We start from the raw sequence: 18,635 nt of genomic DNA, 5'->3' as shown, positions 1-18,635 counted from the left end.
CGAAGAAATGACTCTATCTCTTGTGGTCCTCAATTCTTCCTGTATTCTCGTTGTAGTTCACAGCTACGGATCCCACCTGGCCATTACGGTTTTTCGAGACAATGATTTCTAGGTCTAGATTCTGAGTTTTCGTATTATAATACGATTCGCGATACAAGAACAAAATGACATCGGCATCCTGTTCCACACTACCTGATTCCCGGATATCAGACATCATCGGCCGTTTATCTGCTCTTGATTCCACTGAACGATTGAGCTGCGCCAAACAAATAACGGGACAATCAAAATCCTTCGCCATCACCTTAAGAGATTTAGATATTTCCGTTACTTGTTGATGAGAATTCCCGCCGTAAAATTGTCCAGAATGGATGAGTGTTAAGTAATCAATAAAAATGATGGGTTTCCTGTGTGGAAATTGATTCATCATTTTTCTTGTTTTTGCTCTTATTTCAGCTACCGTTTGTCCCGACCCATCAAAAATTTGCATATGTGTGTCATTGAGATTCCCCATTACATCCGACCATGTATTTTTTTGATTTTCATTCAGCAATCTCTTTGGATCCCGCATTTTTATACGGTTAAAGCCCCCTGTCGAAGCTATCAAACGAGAAGTTAGCATCTTTTCAGGCATTTCTAAAGAAAAGACGAGTGGCAAATAACCAGCCCAACCTGAAACTTTTGCAAAATGAAGCATCACGTCGGTTTTCCCCATTGATGGTCTTGCAGCGAGGATTGTTACTTCCCCGCCCTGAAAGCCTCCTGTCATTACATCGAGCTTTTTAATGCCCGTTGTTGCGGTTTTCAGTATCATTTTATCTTCCCAAGGTGCCTCATAGATATCTGACAACGCTTGTTGTAACGATGTGTGATCATCCATCTTTGCTTGGTTAATTTTATCCAGTTCACCAATGACCTTAGCAATCTCCCAATCATTCGTGGCAGCTAAGGTTAAGATATTACTCTTTTCCCGTTCCTTCCACAGATTAAGAATGCTTTCCTCTATTCCTTCAAATTTCTCCAAATCGGCATGCGATAACAGTTCCGAAAGGTAGGACATACCGCCAAATGAATGAAGATCCGGTAAGGTTGTCAACGAAATTAAATCAATATTCCTACCGGCTTGGGTTAATCCCAGCATTCTTTGCATGATTTCCCGATGACGTATACTTTCAAGCTGTTCAGGTTGAATCACGGTATCCTTGAGTAAGTAATCCGCCTTCATCAGGCATCCTAAAAACGCTTTTTCTACAACGCTCATCATTCTTCACCAGCCGTTATGTCAAGTTCAAATCCAATTGGAATGTCTCTTCCTGCGGGAAAGGATCGTTTGGATTGCCTATGTATTGGTATGGTCTTTTGCTTCTCATGCAAGGTATCTATTTCCTCAACGGTCAGTAGCGATTCTTTTTCCCAGTTTTTAAGAATCCCAACCACATAGTTCAGCTTTCGTTTGTTATTCGCACATGCAATATTCATCGCTTTTATAATTATCTCTTTAGGCTGCAGAAAGCTAGAGTCATCTAACCACGATAAAAGCTGCTGTTTTGCATTCATATTTGAAAAACCAAATCCATTGTTGTCCCAAAACTCAACAATTTCTTTCACATCGGTTTTGTTTTTCTGTAAGGAATTTTCATAGTCCGGATTACTCACTACATTCGGATAAAGATCTTGTTGTTGTTTTTCTTTTTCATTTTCTTTTTCTTTTTCTTTTTGCCCACGTATCGTATAACGGTGCGTGAACGATTCGTCATCTTGCTCACCATCTGTTTCTTTATATGTATCATTTTCATCTAGATCATTATCTTCTTGTTCGTAATCCATCCTTCCTCGGTCACAAAAAGAATTATAAAGGCTGCGAATATCATTCTTAAGAATATGTTCCGAAACATATTGAATCAGTGTGGTATCCTGTACTTCTTTTAATTCAGAATAGATACAATCCATAACGGGTTTTCCGCCCTTATGCAGATTGTCTTTTCCCCAGTTTTGAATTGCGAGTTCTCTTGTTTCAGGGTTGTAGCGAATCAACTTGAAGAGATTGATGAACCTATCCATTAACGAATGTATTTTCTCAATCGTAAAGCCCGAAGTAAATGCCATCTGTCTACTCGTAATGGTATAGATTCCAATTTGAGTTGTTTTGGGATTTGTAAGCAGGTAAAGATAAAAATATCTCTCCTCTATAGACATTTCCTCTTCAACTATCGGAGTATCCCAAAAATCTACACGCACCATACGATACTTTGCCATCATCATCACTGACCCTTCTTCTTATAAAATATCTTTCATAAGTTATATATGGATTTAGGAGGCAAAAGGACAGGGTGGTATTAATAAAATTGTGACGGATTTGTGACCGCGTGCGTGACCGTGGGGACGGTTCTCGCGGTCCTTTTTGTCTAACTTGTACCATGAGAACCGTCTAAATTTTTATAGAAGATTTAGATGTGGATATATTATCCATTCAACTGATATAATAATTGAGAAAACTTACTTGTGAGGTGTAAAAGATGTCTGCGCTAAAAAAAGAAGATATTTTTAACGAACTCGATGAATTACAAAAATTTATTAAATCCTTATCATCAGATGATAAGGAAGCTTTTGCAAACAAAATCAACAAAATAAAGGAGAAGGTTCAACAATTATTAAATGATGAGGAAGATCGACTGTATAATGGTATTGTGAATAAATCCCTTGAAGAAGTCTGGGATAACGAAAAGGATGACGCATACAATGAGCTTTAAAAAACAAGATATTGTACTGGTTCCGTTCCCGTTTAATGATAGACCTGGCTTTAAAAAAAGGCCATCTGTTATTATCAGCAATAATAAACATTATAATCAATATTCAAAATATGTTTGCTTAGCAATAACTAGCCAAGAAAAAAAAGAAAGCAAGGACCGATATGAACATAAATTAAATAAAACTAACATTCCAGATGTAGGGTTACTTTTTGAAGATCAATGGGTACTTCCTAATAAAGTGTTTTCTGTTGAAGATAGTATGATTATTAAAAGACTAGGAGTTATGGATTTAGATGATTTTGATACCACATATTCTATGTTCAATGCTGTCTTTAAGTAACCTATGAAAATATGATTTAGTATTGGTAAAATCTGCTTTTTATTTTTTTACTGAGATATAAATAACAATCTTTCTACCATCCTTTATCCCCCCATAGTGCCACTTTTGTTCCCTTTTCAAAGACCTTTTCAAAATCCTGATTTTTGGTACCGTGGGGACGCTTCTTTTGTCCAACCTTAGAATGGTCGTTTTGACGGCCTCATGAAAACCATCCAAAAAAGTTTATGGTTTTTTGCTGTTTCTGCCTCCTAGGAGGTTTAATAGCCAAATATTAAGAAGCTGAAGGTACTCCTTGTGACAGTGGGGACGCTTCTAGCGGACTTTTTTGTCTAATTTGTACCATGAGAACCGTCCCTCTGGACACCACTGGACATTTGAACATTCTGGTTATTTCTATATTTCTATTATCCTAAAATCATGTAATAATATGGGTGGAATAGAAATTATTGTGATATTGAGGATGATGGTATGTTTATTAAAAAGCTTGAGCTTACCAACTTTAAATGCCACACGACTAGCCTTTATGAATTGGGCATGGTCAATCATTTTTTTGGAGATAATTATTCAGGAAAATCCTCTATCGGGGAAGCTATCGTTTTTTGTTTATATGGGGTAACAAAACATGGGTACAAAGGTTTTGTCAAAGACTATTTACAAGAAAATAAGGGCTACATGAAGGTAGATGTCGTTTTTGAAAAAGATGATCAGGAATACCTTGTAGTGAGAACGATGAATCTGAAAGGTACTACTGTTTACTTGAATCATAAGCAGATAAAAGATAAGGAACTCTCCGAATTAGTGGGTGATTACCATTCATTTATTTACTGCTTTTTTCCTGAAGTTTTTCCAGAGGAAGACAAAAGCGCAGCAAGAACTTATTTGATTGAGAATTTATTAGCAACCAAAGATGAATTCGAACTACTCGAAAAAGAGAAGAGCAGTATTTTGAGTCAACAAAAAAAGGTAGATTCTTCTAAAACCTTCTATGAAGGACAAAAATCAGTTTTAAAGAGACAGATTGACTCGATATTAGATAAACAGAAAAACTATACTCCCGTTCCCCACGAAATCATGGATAAAAAAGAAAAATTGCAGGAAGGAATCACAGCAATCTGCGAAAATCTCGACAAACATCAAGTTGTAGAAAATCAGCTACAAACAAGAATGAAAGTTTACCAAGACAAATTAAAAGAACTCGGGCCACTTCCTTATTTACAGGATGAAACTTGCCCCACCTGCAAACAATCTCTGCCAAAAAGTCAGGCAGAAACTCTTCACTTTGTACATAAAGCAAAATTAGATGAAGTGAAGAAGGAAATGGAACTTCTAGAAGCAGAATTACGTGCGCACCGCTATCAGCACAGAAAATTTATGGAGAAGAAATCGATACTGGAGTCAACTCTTGCGCAATTAGATAATAGTTTTCCGTTAGTGCCGATGGTAGAACTCCCGACTTCACAGATTCACGAACTAAAAAATGTTGAATCTACATTAAGTGAGTTGATCCAAAAGAAAGCCAGCCTTGGAGAGGACCTAAAAAAGCTTAAACATCAACTTGGCCAATTAGCTAATACCTATCAAAACCAAATCAATAAGAACTTAACCCACACCAAAGTCGAACTTTTCAAACAGCTAAAGAATGGCGAATTACGACCAGACTTTCAGATTACCTACTATAATCGGCCGTACAGAGTTTTGTCCAACAGCGAAAAAATTCGTTGCATGTTAGAAATAATAGCAGTCATTAACCAAGAAAAAAATAGCTCCTACCCTATATTCTTAGATAACCTAGAAAGTGTTACACATCTAACACAACCTACTACACAAGTGCTAACCGCCACAGTAAAAAAGGGGCTCCCATTAACATTGAAAGTAAAAGGGTGACCGTGGGGTGACCGTGGGGTGACCGTGGGGACGGTTCTCGCGGTCCTTTTTGTCTAATTTGTACCATGAGAACCGTCGCTTTGGACACTATCCAAGTTTTCGACTTCACCAAAGGTTTGAAAGATTTCTTCAAGGGCAACAAATCGCTCCTGACGAATCTCAAATGTATCAAAATTCATCTATTCCATTTTCTTTGGGTCATCATCCATTACAATTTAGAGATTCTTTTTACCCACTCTTTCCACAACGAATTTATGTAAATGAGCGTCATGCCAATCAAAAACGGTGTGAATAATATTATGGAGATGTTTAAACGAATAAGTCGAAGGCACTAAAACACGTCGCCAAACTTCATGACCCTCTTGATTGATTTTTATGTTCAGTTGATACAGGTCAATTTCAAGAAAATAAAGTCAGATTTTTCCTCATATTTTAGAACGGAGCATTCACTCTATCGAAAACTTGGTTTTCCATTGGCTGCACCCAATCCCAGTCTGGATCTATGCCATCTATAAAAGAAAGGGATATAGGCGTTGTAGTCCCCAATGCAGATACCTTTTCCAAATAGAATGTCATGAATTTGTTGTTTAAAATTCCATAAAAGTAGGCAATTGGAACTTTTACAAGATGGGTCCTTTTTATTTTACCTATCAGTTGTTTAAAGGCCTGGATAGAGATGTCTAGTATATCTTCTGTGTCATTCGTACACTCAAAGCGAAAAGCAATAATTTGCACCATTTGCCAATATTCTTCAATGGTTTTAGCATCGGAGAAAGAGTATTTTACCAGCTGGACAAAGGGCTGTGGGACTATGCTGCTAACATAGGAGTAATCTAATGTTGACGGTTCCTCGTAACGTTTATTTATCTTTTGATTATTAGTTTTTAAAAGATTACTAGTTTTATATTGGTGGTTCATTTTTTCCTCTTTGGGTAGTTCATTCGATGGAAAACGATTAAACTGGTATAAATTACTAGACTGCGAACCGTTTTTTCTTTCTGTTTCAAAGACTGTAATGATCCCGAATTCCTTTGCTTTCAAAATCATGCGTTTAAAGGTAGACCTTGATATGCCATTATCATCATATTGTGCGTGAATGGCTTTTAGGATGGTTCCGATTTTGGCATTGCATACGCCGGGAACTTTGGCGGCAAATCGCACGAGCCTTTTTAATCCGACCAGCTCTCCCTTAGTAAAATCATGCTTGTGTTCTAATAACCACATTTCTGTATGCTGATTAAATTCCTGAAGGGAACTAAATTGCGAGAACTGTTTAAACTCTTCCGTATTACCCGATTTTATACTCATGCTAAATAACTCCCTCTCATCACCGTGTTTCGTTTTCCTTCGTGAGATCTTTACGTGAAAGTCACGACCAACACTTCTACAGTAACGAGATTGGCTAAGTAAATCGAACTGCCCTATTCTACTTTTGAAGGCATTATTAGGGCGAAACGTCAAAAAACGCCTTCAAAAAAGACTTTTGAAGACGTTTTATGCATTTTGGGTGGATTTTGAATTGAATTCGTTTAAATCGCTCCTGTCTAATCTCATATCCATCGTCTCGGGGTAGTCATCCATAGTTTAATAAATCCCTTTTTAGTAGTATCTTCTCCTATATGTTTCATAACTAAATTTTTTCATAGTCATACAATCCTGGATCACATAGTAAGGTCAAATAATCCTTCTCAAAATCTTCCCTTTCTCCTTTGACTTGGGCATCAATCCTAAATGCAAGTAAATACCCAAAAGTATATGGGAAATTATAAAAAGACGATTGAGCAATATTGTACCACCGCTAAAATCACATTCCTAAATTAATAAAAGCAGTGATAGTATAAACATATCACTGCCCCTTTAGCTATATTTATTCACGATTATAAGCATTCATTTGCTATAGTCAATACCATTCGTTTCACAAAATCCCTTAGCTATTTCCTTATATTTCATATCTCGGTAATCATACCATTTCTCAGTGATTCCTAAACGATTGATATGATCCTTAAATCGTCTGAATGCTCCCTTTCCACGAATTGATTTGAGTAATGCATTCTGCATATTAATATCTGTTACTCTATAACAAAAACTTTCCATCATATCATACTCATTAATATCATATTGAGATGGAAACGCAGCAAACTTTCCAAAATTGTCTACTATATCCAAGGCTAGCTTCACTTCATCTCGTTCCCATTCAGATAAGTGTTCATAGTCCTCTCCATCTTCAGCAATTGTTAGCGCCATTTGTGAGACACAAACGATTTCCCCAGTATCTATATTAAGGTACGATTGGTTTTCATCCGATTGCATTTCTATTCCTTCAATTATATTTTCAAGCTTCACCTTCATATACTCTTTTTTCCCTTCAAGTAAATTTAATAAATTAAATCTTAAATGTAAGGTTCTCGTTTCAACCTCCATATTCTTCCTCCGGTTTTTCTTCAATTACTTAAAATGTTGAATAGATGATATTACTTCCAGGTGCTGTCTGCGTTTTTTTGATATTTCTACAAATTCATCGTATTTCAATTCTTCATAATCAAAACTATGGCCGTTATCCATTGTATCGTAGTATTTTTTGCATAAAACTTCCATTACGACTTCACTCTTTTGTAATTTTTCTGAGACAAGGAACTTTTGCTCTTTATCTCCCTGATACACATAGATGTCGGAGCTAAGATCATCCCCAATAATATATCGTGAATTTTGATATTCAAATAGAAAAAAACTTTCATACTCCATATAAACGATCATACAGTTTCTAATAGCTTTGGAGAGAAGGTGGAAATTTCGATTATAATCCGAATTTGACTCAGTACTTACTAATTTACCTGCTTTTTTACACTCTTTACACAAATGTTCACGGTGACCTCTTCCGCTAAATTTTTCATTAGGCAGAAAACCCCCACATCCTTTGCAGAAATGACCTCGTTTCTTACTTCTCACTCATAAAACTCCTCATTTGAAAAACTTTGAATCTATTTAATAAATATTTTATCATCTTCATTAACCCAACACTTTAAGGCATTTACTTATTCCTTTAACTCGTTTTTACCTAAAAAATACCGGTGGTCGGTGTCGAACTAGACGAAAATGTATTCACAGATGTTGAATTAATCTTATCCACCCGTCTAATCAGGCAAAAAATCCTCCACCCGACATAGAACACAAGCCGAATACTTATCTGCCAGCTTAATCGCTGCTATTGTCCTACGTGTTTCAGGATGTACGATAGAGGTTGTTTCTACAATTTGTCCCCAGTAAGGAAGGTCTCTTGATAATCTGCGGATAATCTGACGAAGATAATCATCACTTACCTCTTGTCCGCATCCATTCGAAGCTATTTCCTGTAACTCTCTATAAGTCCTACTACTTCTTGCTGTTACGATTCCATAAGTGGTATAAAAAGCTTTTGGATTTAGCGAGATTGGTTCGAAATCTTGAAAATGAATTTCCATTCCGTGATCGGATTTTTTTAACAGCACTTGGTTTTTTTCAGGTTTGAAGTTTATAAATACATATTCTCCAATCTTTTCTTCTTTTCCATTTTCAATTTTTCGGTAGAACATTTTATTAAAGATTTCTTCATCCAGCACGAGGATTTCATTTTTATACTGCTCGATTCTTTCCATTTCGAGTTCCGTATAAACATTACCCTCTATATCGTTAATCTCCTGAATGGCTTCTTTTGCTATTTTGATACCGCAATTGACGAGAAACATGTTTGCAAGCATTCTTTGGGTATCATTTAATTCCTCATCCAAGGAACCGTCCAATGCTCTTTCAAAAAAGGAAACGGCTTTCGTAAATTCCCTGTTTCGATAATAAAGATAGCCCAAGCGATAATTTGCAACTGGGTGGTATTTTTGCATTTGTTGTGCTTTTTCTAAATATCTTCTTGCTATTTTTGTGTCGGGCTTATCCCCCATTTTAAAATACTCCCCCTGATAAACATATAACGTAACCAGTTTCCTAGTTATTTCCTTCTCAAGGGTTTTATCTCTTTGCTTTCTCGCCGCAACCAGTAATTCTTGTAATCGTTTTTCTTCCATCATTGGATGGATCTCATCACTACGTTCCCTCATCTAACCTTCCACCTTTCATGAAAAATTCCCTTTACCTTTGTCAAGTTCCTTTTTTTCATACTGTGACAGTCAGTCACAACTGCCTTGCTATAATCCGATTATAAACAAAGAGGAGATGATTGGTATGAAAAACAAAGAAATTTTATTGGCGAGACACGGATTGCAAAAAGAGGATTTGAAGCGTTCCATTCATGGTGAAGGTTGCAATGCTGGCAAACTACTAATGGATACAGAACAATGGTTTCATGAAGTTGGTGATGGGATTACCGATGAGGATTTTATTTCCCTCCTGCAGGAATCTGCTAAAACCATCGATTCCCCTGGGCGAGGTATGCTGATTGATCCCGTCCTTGGCGATTTGCCTATTACGGATTTTGATCCCTATATCCGTGGAGTAATCCGCTGGCTGAACGAACTTGGTATTTATACATTCGGCAGCTGTGACGGACATGGTCGATGTGAGGCAAGAATTTTTCTAAAGAAATACCCGAATGGAAAACAACTTGAACTATTGAAGGCAGCCATACCACCAAGTCTACGAATCAGAATTGAAGGTAAAAATATCCGAGTAGCCTATCCTAAGAAAGGTCAGTTACTGTTACTTGATTTCGCTGAAAATCTTTATCAAGTCTGGAAGAATCCTAGTTCCCTAAAGGATCTTCAGGCCAATCATTTTAAAAGATTGCTGATAGAGTGCTTAAATGTACCAGGTGCTAGCACCGATGAAAGTAAATTTCGTTCAAGGGTGCGAAATAAATTGACCTCGCTTCTCAATCACACCTTTATCGACCGGAAAGGCAATCTTCTCGGGTTCGTGGAACTTGGAGATGGTCCCACTGTTCTTCTCTCCGCTCATTTGGATACCGTGGAAGAAATCGTGGAAGGAAGAGAAATTATCGAAGAAAATTCCGTTCTTAGGAGCTCTGAAGGAATTCTTGGCGCAGATGACCGTGCGGGAGTTGCGGCGATTCTCGAAATTCTATCAAGAGTAAAAAAGACGAATTTTAGAGGAACGTTGAAAGTGGCTTTTACCGTGGAAGAAGAAATTGGCTGCCTTGGATCTCGCGCCATTGACCAGGATTTTATTGAAGATGTTGACGCTGCGATTGTGATTGACCGCCGTGGAAATCGTGATATTGTAACGTCGTGGAGCAACTATGTACACTTTTGTCCAGAAGAGTATGGCAGATTATTTGAAAAGGCAGGCACATTAGTTGAAATGGATGATTGGAAAGTCACTGCAGGCGGTATTAGTGATGCGATGGTTTTTGCAGAGTACGGCATCCCTTCAGTCAATCTATCGGCGGGTTACAAAAATGAACATAAGGAAACGGAAGCAGTAGATTACCAGTCGACCTTTGAAACGGTATTGCTTGTGGAGTCGGTTTTGCATCATCAATTGATCAAAGTAAATAGTCCTTCTTATTTGTAACAGATTCTATAGTCTTTATACTGTAATCTATATAAAAGAAGCATGTCACACAATCTAACATGTTCAGATATAGGGGAGAAAACTCAAATAAACAATGTAATTAGTAACTAATCAGAACATCATTTAACTGTAAAAAAAGCATATAAAAGAGCATCTGAATTTGCTCAGTTGCTCCTTTTCCAACTACACTCTTTATTCTTTAACCGCTAAAACAACATCAGCATAAAATTCACCATCTACTACCACTTCATAACGCCACAAGCCGCTTTTTGGAACTGCAAAGGTAGCAGTGAAGCGATCTAAAGTGGAATAGCTAGTCGACGGCTCATTTATAATTTCTGGGGCCAATCCTGTAATTTTTTCTCCAGTTTCTATGTGGTAAGCATAAATAGCTAATTCTTTCCCTTTAAAAGTCCCAATAGGTGCCATGAAACTAAATAGGTATCCATAAGGTTTTCCTGCTGAAAGAGATGGGTCTGGGGCAACCATCAATAACACTTTCCCATCTCTTACATATATATCTCTAATTTCTTTCATTTCCTTACTCATTGAACTCCAAAAATCTTTCGTACGAATTACCATTCCTTCTATTTTGTGCTCTTCCGTTAAATTCGCTTGCCCAGTTACGAGCCCAGTTTCTAATTTTTCGCTGCCTTCTTTTTGGAACTGCAACTCTACTGAGAAATTATAAACGCTATCGTTTGAGTCTACTTCTTCATATTCAATGTTCTTTATCTTAAAATTGTAATAATCACTATTTGGTTGAATCATTACCCGCGAACCGTAGTTATTAACGAAATCTCTGTAGGACATTTCATTTGCAAAATAAGCTTTAAATATCTTTTCTTCATATTGATTTAACGCTTCAAACTTTTCTTCACTTTCATTATCCAATATTCGTTTCAATTCATCACTTGGACCTGTAAGGCTATTCTGTAATACAGCTTCAATGGTCTTTATATTCTCATCTTTAGTTATCGTTTCCTTTTTTTCGGTACATCCAACTAATATTAATAGAAGTATAGTGAATAAAGCGGTTGCGATAAATTTGATCATGCTTCCTTTCAAATTAAATTCCCCCTTTTTAAAAAGGATATCATAATTCTTCCAATTAACTCCAAAAAAAATAGTTCACTTGTTTACAAGCGAACTACCTGGATTGGCCGCAATTTTTTATCAAACAATGTGCGCTAATTACGAAATGGTCTACTGACTGATTCCGATATGTAAATCCTCAATCAAATCACAAAAAATGCGAATAATGATAGCCTTTGATTACTTGTTTAAGTCTATGATTAATCTTTTCCTGGCTTATGTTTCTTTCCTTCAGATTTTCAGCCCATTCTTTCATATCCTCATGTTCTGGATCGTTTACATCTGCCATAATTCGCAGGTAATCCTCATATCCCCCCTCTCCTCCTACATCTTCAGGGGGTCTCTCTCCGATTCCTTCTACAAATGTTGGACGAAACTCATTTGATTTTAGGACGTTTTCCAATGTGATCGTATGTTCCCAGGAATCTCCAAAGTCGTATTCATATACGACTTCACCATAGGTTGGAAAAATTTCTTCAAGGCCAACAAATTGCTCCTGACGAATCTCAAATGCATCAAAATTCATATATTCCATTTTCTCTGGGTCCTCATCCATTACAATTTTGAGGTCCTTTTTTCCCGCTCTTTCCACAACGAATTCATGTAAATGAGCGTCATGCCAATCAAAAACGGTTTGAATAATATTATGTAGATGTCTAAAGGAATATGTAGAAGGCACTAAAACCCGTCGCCAAATTCCATGACCCACTAGATTGATTTTTATGTTCAGTTGATACAGGTCGATTTCAAGAACATCTTCCACACCTTCATGATCCTCCTTACCATAAATAAGGCTGAGGCATTTGAGCATTTTTTCTATCGGATAGAACCCTGGATCGTTTCCTGACAATTGAATAAATCTACCGGTTACAATGCTAATATATCGTTGAATTCTGATCTTTTCATCTAAATATTCTTGAGTAAATTCAATTTCACGCACTGCATTATTCAGCTTTCCTAGCATACTTCTACTTGCCGTTTTCGAAAATTTCATTTCACCCGCTTTTTCCAGATATGCTTCAATGACTTCTTTACGGACACCTTCCATTCGGAAAGCCGTAATGATTGCCTCCCGAATACATTCATTTATTTTTGAAAAATCCTTTTTACTTGGTCTGTAGATAACAATCGAATACCTTGTTTCATTATTCATCAGAACAATCGCTTTTTTTCTATCAATACTGACAAGATTAGCATGCCATGCCATGAAGCTATTTGGGAACTGCTCATGTCCTTCTGGAGAATACAACTCACTATTCTTTATTCCAAGCTGATCAAGCAAGGATTTCGTACATTGGATTAACATTTATCTCACCTTTTCACGTTATTATATAAGTGACTTTCCTCATAAATACCGGCAGGAAAATAAGCTTTCTTTCTTTAAATCACCTTTCATTTAATTTACAGCCTCGCTTTTATTTATGGGATAATGAGCAGTTTCTAAACCTATACCTCTGCTTATCCCCTGTGATTAATGCAACTTTTTCTCATCCAACAATTTAAGAAGAAGTTAGTTTAAGGAATTCCTCTGCATCTCTTACGCATAATTCGATTCCTTTTTTCCAGAATTCCTCTGAAGTAATATCTTCTCCTAAATGTTTCATAACCAAATTTTCCACAGTCATACTTCCTGAATCACGAAGTAAGGCTAAATAATCTTTCTCAAAGTCTTTTCCTTTCTCCTTTGCCTTTGCGTAAATACCCAATGCAAATAAATACCCAAAAGTATATGGGAAATTATAAAAAGGCGATTGTGTAATATAGTAGTGTGGCGTCCAAACCCACGAATATATTGATGGTTGTTCAAGGGAACCAGCATATGCTTCATTTATTGATTCTTCAATTAACTGATTTAGTCGATGAGCTGAAACAATACCTCTTTTACGTTCCTTGTAAAATCTCTGCTCGAATAAGAACCTCGAATGAATATTCATAAAGTTCATTACACTGCGTTTTAATTTTTCATCCAGAATAAATATTTTTTCTTCTATTGAATTTGCCTTTTTCATAGCTGCATCAAAAAGAATCATTTCAGAGAAAGTGGAAGCCGTTTCAGCAATACTTAAGGGATAACGCTTATTCAACCCATTTACAGACTTCATAGCATGATTATGAAAAGCGTGTCCCAGCTCATGAACAAGCGTTAATACATTTGTAAAAGTACCATTGAATGTCATAAAAACTCTTGATTCTCCTGTGAGTGGAAAACTAGCACAAAACGGAATAGCGGACTTATTTGGACGATCTTCTGCTTCAATCCATCCTTCATAAAAAGCTTTCTTAACGAAGCATTCTAATTGTGTTCCAAACTGACTAAAATGTTCTGTAATAAATGTAGCAGCTTCCTCGAATTTTATCTCTTGCTTACTTGTTGTAACGGGAGCCCAAAAATTATAAGCCTTCATACTAGATCCGCCAATCATTTCGGCTTTTCGCTTCAAGTAATTTGAGAATGGTTGTTTATATTTACTGATTACTTTCCACATCGTATGCAGCGTTTCTTCCTGCATTCTGTTCTTTTTCAAAGGATCTTCTAGTACACTTTTTATCCCGCGTTGGTTATTTACCTGTATACGAAAGCCAGCAATATGATTGATTATTTTACTAAATACTTCTTCTTTCTCTTTCCATATAGATTCTAATACATAATGAGCTTCCCTACGGACTTCTTCATTAGGGTGCGACCGCAAGTTAATGGCTTGACCAACTGATAAATTTTCTTCTTTTCCATTAATAAGAATTTTTACGTTAATCCTACTTACTAGATCATGATAGAGTTGCCCCCAAGCATGGTATCCATCAACCATTAAATCAGAGATTAAACTGAGTTCCTCTTCAGATAAATTCTTATCTGCATTTTCACGCCACTCGTTTAGAATAAATCTATATTCTTCTAGTTCTTCGGTCTCTAGTAAACTTTTCCAAACATCTTCCTTTGTATATGTAAATATCATATTTACTTTCGATAATTCTTTTTCAAAACGAGATTCTATTTGAGCAATCTTGCCTCGTAAAATAGCAGCATCTTGATCCTTTGGATTTTGTGCAAGCAGACAAGTGATAAACGAAGTAGCTTGCGATACGTACAAGCGAATGTTACCGATGTTTTCTATTAAATGGACCACTTTGATTACTTCATTTGTTGTAAGTGGGGTAATAAATGAAGTAACACTACCTTCTAGTTCAAGCACAAGAACTTCTAATCGATTAATATGATCTAAAAATTCACTTGATTTGCCTCCACCCATAAAAATCTTATCCAAATTCCATACTTTCGGATAGCTTATTTTCTCCATTAGTTACCTCCATTAATATGTATAATCCACATATTACGAACATATATTCCTATCATAACATATTTTAGAGGTAAAAAATTCCTACAATATAAAGAGACATTGATTTTTTTAATCATTGTCTCTTGAAGGTGCCAGGCACTTTTTATCCTTTTATCCGGTAATATGGTGTAAAGGGTTTGGTGATTGCATGTCATCCGACCTGGTATATCAAACCATTCCTCGACTCCTTGCATATAGGTACATCTACGTAAATTGACTCCAATTAACAAGATGCCCACTTTCTGATCGAGTATTTTCCCCCAACTCGATTTGCATGTATAGGGTGTAAAATGCGAATTCAGACCCATTTCCATTAAGAAGATGTATAATGGATTACGAGATTACCTGAATGACGGAGGATATGATGAAGTTTTTTTTAAAGTTAAATACTATTAGTGCCTTATACGCATTGGCGTTGTTTATTGCTATCCAACTCATTATTAATGTTTCTCATATTAGTCAAGTATATGGCTTTCAATGGGACCATGTTTACATTGTCATTGCTGTTATTAATGTGATTGGACTTCTTCTTTCAACCCTTATCTTTTTTAGCTTAACAAAAAAGTGGATGTCCGGTAGAAAACACCATCTTTGGACTCTTATTCTGTGGGTCCCTTATTTCATTGTGTTATTCTACTTTTTCACTGTCTTCGTTCCTCTTAATACAGGAGTGACTCTTTTTCCTAGATTTAATCTCTTAATTTTTGGGTCTTCCTTGCTGTTTCCGGTCTACATATTATTTATAAATGTCTATGCTTTACCTATACGGGCGGACGAGCGGACTTCTACGATTCGCAGGCAAAATATTAAGTGAATTCTCAAGAAAAAATGCTTGGAGCCTATCATGACTCCGAGCATTTTTATATACGATCCTTCTCACATTCAGCAATGGTTGAATAGTGATATGAAAGAAACCCCTCATGAAATGGCTCGTATTTTATCGACCATAACATTTAATGGTCCCCTCTTTGCTGCTGGGTTAAAGAAATAATAAAAAGGGATTGTACCTAAAAATGCAGGTACTGTCCCTTTATCATGGACCTTCCTATTCAAGGAAATGTACATTCAGAAATATCGAGTTTTGAAAAAATAAAAATCCTAGCGGTGTTATTTATATCGCTAGGATGAAGGACTAACTAATTATAAGTTTTCAATTTTTTCTATATCCTCTGCAGATAATACGAAATCGAAAAGATCTATATTAGATGCTTGATTTTCACGGTTGTGAGATTTAGGAATAACGATTACACCGCGCCCGATTTGGTATTTTAATAAGACTTGTGCACCAGATTTTTTATAGGTTTTACCGATTTCATCCAAAACTTCTGCTTGATGGGCTTCGGCTTTCATAGGTCCCCATGCAACAGGTGTAATGCCCTCGTCTTTTAACACGGCAAGGAGATCTTTGTTAGGTTCTTTTAGGTTAACTTGTATTTGATTTACAGCTGGCTTCACTTTAGCGAATTCTTTCAATTCATCTAGATGATTTTTTCCAAAGTTTGAAACGCCGATTGCTTTTAGTTTGCCCGCTTCGTAATATTCTTCAAAGACTTCCCAAGTGTTTTTAAGTTGTCCTTTGTCTTCGATTGGGAAGTGAATAAGAAGCAGGTCGAGATAGTCTGTTTGGAAGTTTTTTAGACTGTTATCGATAGCTGCTCGAGTAGCTTTCTTTGAAGAGATATATTCTTCGTTGCCTGGAACTTTTGTCGTAATGAATAACTCTTCTCGAGGCACTGTGCTTTCTGCTAAACCTCTTCCGACAAGTTCTTCGTTTCGATACATGATGGCTGCGTCGATTGAACGGTAACCCAACTCAAGTGCTGTTACGAGTTCAGGAATTTCATTTGTTAACGCCCCGTTATACTCGTTATTTTCTTTTCCATAAGTATTTGTACCTGTACCTACAATTGGCATTTTTAACCCATTATTAAGCGATATGTATTCCATATTTTTAAGCACTCCTCTGTATACTTTAATTACTTTACTTACAAAGTACATCATAACAAATTATAGAATTTTCAAAAAGTAATATTTGACCAATGCCACCTTTTAGTTTAAGTATTATATTTCACATAGAAAAAAGAGCTTCCGTTTAAATGAAAGCCATTTTTTGTGCATAGAGTAAAGGCTTGAGTATATTTACGATGCGCTTAGTTTTTCAGACATTTGTAAGGATCAATTCTTATGTGTTTCCATTTTCCTTCAGAACCCTTTTTATATTGAGAAATTAATACATCTGTATCATTTGTTAACTGATAAAAGATAAACCGATAATCCGCTCCATCATTACCAATATAATCAATGGTTTTGACGTATCCTTCTTGTTTAACTGGCATCTGTTTTTTTATCAATTTGCACCATTCTCCATACATAATTCCAACGACTGCTTCCGCATCATGCTGCCATAAGTGATAGGGCGCACATAGGAAGTCCTCTCCGTACAATTTCATCTGGTCAATTTTATACTGGTTTTGAACTTTTTTTAATTGGATATATCCGTAGTAATAAGCAAAATAGGTGACACCTTTTGATGAACCTTCGATGCTTTCTAGCTCAATGAAATAAGGAACAATGTCTTTTTCATCAGGAAGTCTGTTCATCTTAATTAAATTTAGATGCCCAATGCCAGCAAAAGATTGAAGATATTCATTATAGGAAACCCTTTTGTGATATTCTTTAGTAAAAAAGTTATACGCAATTGGATAGGGCAGCTTTGCCATTCCCACAGTTCCGCACCCACCCAACTGGATTTGACTGAGGTTTTCTGCCTCTCTTAAAATACTAAAGTAGTTTAAAACCGTTTCATCAGGAGTCCGGGTAAGTGTTGCAGGGAGTTTAATTTCTTTGTAGCTTTTTTCATAATAGGGATCAAAAAATTTGCTGCTCTTGACAAGGGTATTTTTATAGGGAGGCAGGAGGGACGAAAGTATTTTTCTGCATTTATAGTACTTGTAATGAAGTTTGGTTTCGTTCAACTGGTTGTCCAAATGTTTGCGGTTCGTATTGAGCTCCCATAACGAGAGTCAATTTTTTTCGGGGAAAATGATTGAGCGTCTGATTTATCCATTTTCTAAAGTATTTCAATTAGACTCCCCCTTCAAGCATATACTGTTTTACCTTATTCGCTTTTTTGAAGATTATTAATATTTATAATATTTAAAAGTAACCATGACTGTATGATCGTTATATCATTTACAATCGCACCTGTTAGTTGAAGAAAGAATTAGGATATTAGAATGATTGAGGTAACATTTTAATAAAGTATTTTGGGGATTCCGTAAACCCTTGCCGCATATAAAACCTATGTGCTTCTCTTCTCCTTGAATGGCAATGCACTTCGATTCTATCGCAATTTCTTTTTATGGCTAAATCCGTACAATATTCTTCAATCTTACTTCCTATCCCCCTACTACTATTGTCTTTACCAACTACAAAATAGCTTATTCTTGCGAAATCTCCTTTTACAGCTAATTGAGGTATAAAATGAACCGAAATTAAAGCAATAACACTTTTATCTTCTTCAAACACTAATAACACCTCATTTGGGTCCTTAAGAAGGATTTGAACTTTTTCTCTAATAAAAGGTTCCACATCTGGATAGTCCAACTGGTTTAATAACAAAGAAATTTGCTTCCAATCGTCAACTTTCGCTTTTCTTATCCCCAATCATTCCACTCCCCTATTTTTTCAACTCCTTTATACTTATTCAAGGGATTG

Annotated in this window: 20 protein-coding genes and 1 pseudogene; 6 read left to right on the top strand and 15 right to left on the bottom strand. The window is 36.2% G+C overall.

Annotation, left to right across the window (positions count from 1 at the left end; translation table 11 throughout):
• Nucleotides 1-13: 13 nt before the first annotated feature.
• Nucleotides 14-1,258 (bottom strand): replicative DNA helicase, encoded by a 1,245-nt coding sequence (locus M3189_RS06410; RefSeq protein ID WP_251632934.1) that lies wholly within the window; start codon nucleotides 1,256-1,258, stop codon nucleotides 14-16.
• Entirely contained in the window at nucleotides 1,258-2,259 is a 1,002-nt protein-coding gene (locus M3189_RS06405) for a DnaD domain protein (protein ID WP_251632933.1), read from the bottom strand. The genes M3189_RS06410 and M3189_RS06405 overlap by 1 nt, the downstream gene beginning before the upstream one ends.
• 254 nt (nucleotides 2,260-2,513) lie before the next feature.
• Between M3189_RS06405 and M3189_RS06400 the strand changes: the two genes are divergently transcribed.
• From M3189_RS06400 to M3189_RS06390, 3 genes are all read left to right on the top strand, one after another.
• Nucleotides 2,514-2,747 (top strand): hypothetical protein, encoded by a 234-nt coding sequence (locus M3189_RS06400; protein ID WP_251632932.1) that lies wholly within the window; start codon nucleotides 2,514-2,516, stop codon nucleotides 2,745-2,747.
• Entirely contained in the window at nucleotides 2,737-3,087 is a 351-nt protein-coding gene (locus M3189_RS06395; protein ID WP_251632931.1) for a type II toxin-antitoxin system PemK/MazF family toxin, read from the top strand. The genes M3189_RS06400 and M3189_RS06395 overlap by 11 nt, the downstream gene beginning before the upstream one ends.
• A 468-nt stretch (nucleotides 3,088-3,555) precedes the next feature.
• On the top strand, nucleotides 3,556-4,971 hold the full coding sequence (locus M3189_RS06390) for an AAA family ATPase (protein WP_251632930.1): 1,416 nt from the start codon (nucleotides 3,556-3,558) through the stop codon (nucleotides 4,969-4,971).
• 53 nt (nucleotides 4,972-5,024) lie between these two features.
• Here the strand turns inward: M3189_RS06390 and M3189_RS26870 are convergent, their stop codons facing one another.
• From M3189_RS26870 to M3189_RS06370, 6 genes are all read right to left on the bottom strand, one after another.
• Entirely contained in the window at nucleotides 5,025-5,150 is a 126-nt protein-coding gene (locus M3189_RS26870; protein ID WP_285889419.1) for a hypothetical protein, read from the bottom strand.
• Nucleotides 5,151-5,186: 36 nt separating this feature from the next.
• Entirely contained in the window at nucleotides 5,187-5,354 is a 168-nt protein-coding gene (locus M3189_RS27095; protein WP_353057400.1) for an IS1096 element passenger TnpR family protein, read from the bottom strand.
• A 49-nt stretch (nucleotides 5,355-5,403) separates the two neighbouring features.
• A complete protein-coding gene (locus M3189_RS06385) occupies nucleotides 5,404-6,279 on the bottom strand; it encodes a hypothetical protein (protein ID WP_251632929.1) in 876 nt (291 codons plus the stop codon).
• Between the two features lie 579 nt (nucleotides 6,280-6,858).
• The gene (locus M3189_RS06380) at nucleotides 6,859-7,392 is read right to left on the bottom strand and encodes a UPF0158 family protein (protein ID WP_251632928.1); all 534 of its coding nucleotides are present in this window, start codon (nucleotides 7,390-7,392) and stop codon (nucleotides 6,859-6,861) included.
• 24 nt (nucleotides 7,393-7,416) lie between these two features.
• A complete protein-coding gene (locus M3189_RS06375; RefSeq protein WP_251632927.1) occupies nucleotides 7,417-7,917 on the bottom strand; it encodes a hypothetical protein in 501 nt (166 codons plus the stop codon).
• Nucleotides 7,918-8,102: 185 nt separating this feature from the next.
• A complete protein-coding gene (locus tag M3189_RS06370; RefSeq protein WP_251632926.1) occupies nucleotides 8,103-9,056 on the bottom strand; it encodes a tetratricopeptide repeat protein in 954 nt (317 codons plus the stop codon).
• A gap of 124 nt (nucleotides 9,057-9,180) precedes the next feature.
• Between M3189_RS06370 and M3189_RS06365 the strand changes: the two genes are divergently transcribed.
• A complete protein-coding gene (locus M3189_RS06365) occupies nucleotides 9,181-10,488 on the top strand; it encodes a M20/M25/M40 family metallo-hydrolase (protein ID WP_251632925.1) in 1,308 nt (435 codons plus the stop codon).
• A gap of 192 nt (nucleotides 10,489-10,680) precedes the next feature.
• On the opposite strand, the gene M3189_RS06360 is transcribed toward M3189_RS06365, so the two are convergent.
• The 4 genes from M3189_RS06360 to M3189_RS26865 form a co-directional block, all read right to left on the bottom strand.
• Nucleotides 10,681-11,556, bottom strand: coding sequence for a hypothetical protein (locus tag M3189_RS06360; RefSeq protein ID WP_251632924.1), 876 nt, complete (start codon nucleotides 11,554-11,556; stop codon nucleotides 10,681-10,683).
• Between the two features lie 175 nt (nucleotides 11,557-11,731).
• Complete coding sequence (locus M3189_RS06355; RefSeq protein WP_251632923.1) at nucleotides 11,732-12,889, bottom strand: plasmid pRiA4b ORF-3 family protein; 1,158 nt, start codon at nucleotides 12,887-12,889, stop codon at nucleotides 11,732-11,734.
• 193 nt (nucleotides 12,890-13,082) lie between these two features.
• A complete protein-coding gene (locus M3189_RS06350) occupies nucleotides 13,083-14,879 on the bottom strand; it encodes a M3 family oligoendopeptidase (RefSeq protein WP_251632922.1) in 1,797 nt (598 codons plus the stop codon).
• Entirely contained in the window at nucleotides 14,879-15,226 is a 348-nt protein-coding gene (locus M3189_RS26865) for an AAC(3) family N-acetyltransferase (protein ID WP_435368058.1), read from the bottom strand. The genes M3189_RS06350 and M3189_RS26865 overlap by 1 nt, the downstream gene beginning before the upstream one ends.
• A 56-nt stretch (nucleotides 15,227-15,282) precedes the next feature.
• On the opposite strand from M3189_RS26865, the gene M3189_RS06340 reads away from it, so the two are divergent.
• Together M3189_RS06340 and M3189_RS06335 are read left to right on the top strand one after the other, a co-directional pair.
• Complete coding sequence (locus tag M3189_RS06340) at nucleotides 15,283-15,732, top strand: hypothetical protein (RefSeq protein ID WP_251632921.1); 450 nt, start codon at nucleotides 15,283-15,285, stop codon at nucleotides 15,730-15,732.
• A 66-nt stretch (nucleotides 15,733-15,798) separates the two neighbouring features.
• Nucleotides 15,799-15,909, top strand: a pseudogene (locus M3189_RS06335) (TetR-like C-terminal domain-containing protein); the annotation flags it as partial.
• 149 nt (nucleotides 15,910-16,058) lie between these two features.
• On the opposite strand, the gene M3189_RS06330 reads toward M3189_RS06335, so the two are convergent.
• The 3 genes from M3189_RS06330 to M3189_RS06320 form a co-directional block, all read right to left on the bottom strand.
• On the bottom strand, nucleotides 16,059-16,865 hold the full coding sequence (locus tag M3189_RS06330; RefSeq protein ID WP_251632920.1) for an aldo/keto reductase: 807 nt from the start codon (nucleotides 16,863-16,865) through the stop codon (nucleotides 16,059-16,061).
• Between the two features lie 203 nt (nucleotides 16,866-17,068).
• The gene (locus M3189_RS06325) at nucleotides 17,069-17,893 is read right to left on the bottom strand and encodes a hypothetical protein (RefSeq protein ID WP_251632919.1); all 825 of its coding nucleotides are present in this window, start codon (nucleotides 17,891-17,893) and stop codon (nucleotides 17,069-17,071) included.
• A 256-nt stretch (nucleotides 17,894-18,149) separates the two neighbouring features.
• Nucleotides 18,150-18,584 carry a GNAT family N-acetyltransferase gene (locus M3189_RS06320; protein ID WP_251632918.1) on the bottom strand — a complete coding sequence of 145 codons (435 nt, stop codon included), beginning with the start codon at nucleotides 18,582-18,584 and terminating at the stop codon, nucleotides 18,150-18,152.
• Nucleotides 18,585-18,635: the final 51 nt, after the last annotated feature.

It is taken from the genome of Neobacillus niacini (assembly GCF_023715415.1).
GTDB lineage: Bacteria > Bacillota > Bacilli > Bacillales > Cytobacillaceae > Neobacillus > Neobacillus niacini_C.
Note: the sequence above shows the minus strand (reverse complement) of the source record. Positions and strands in the feature narration are given on the sequence as shown.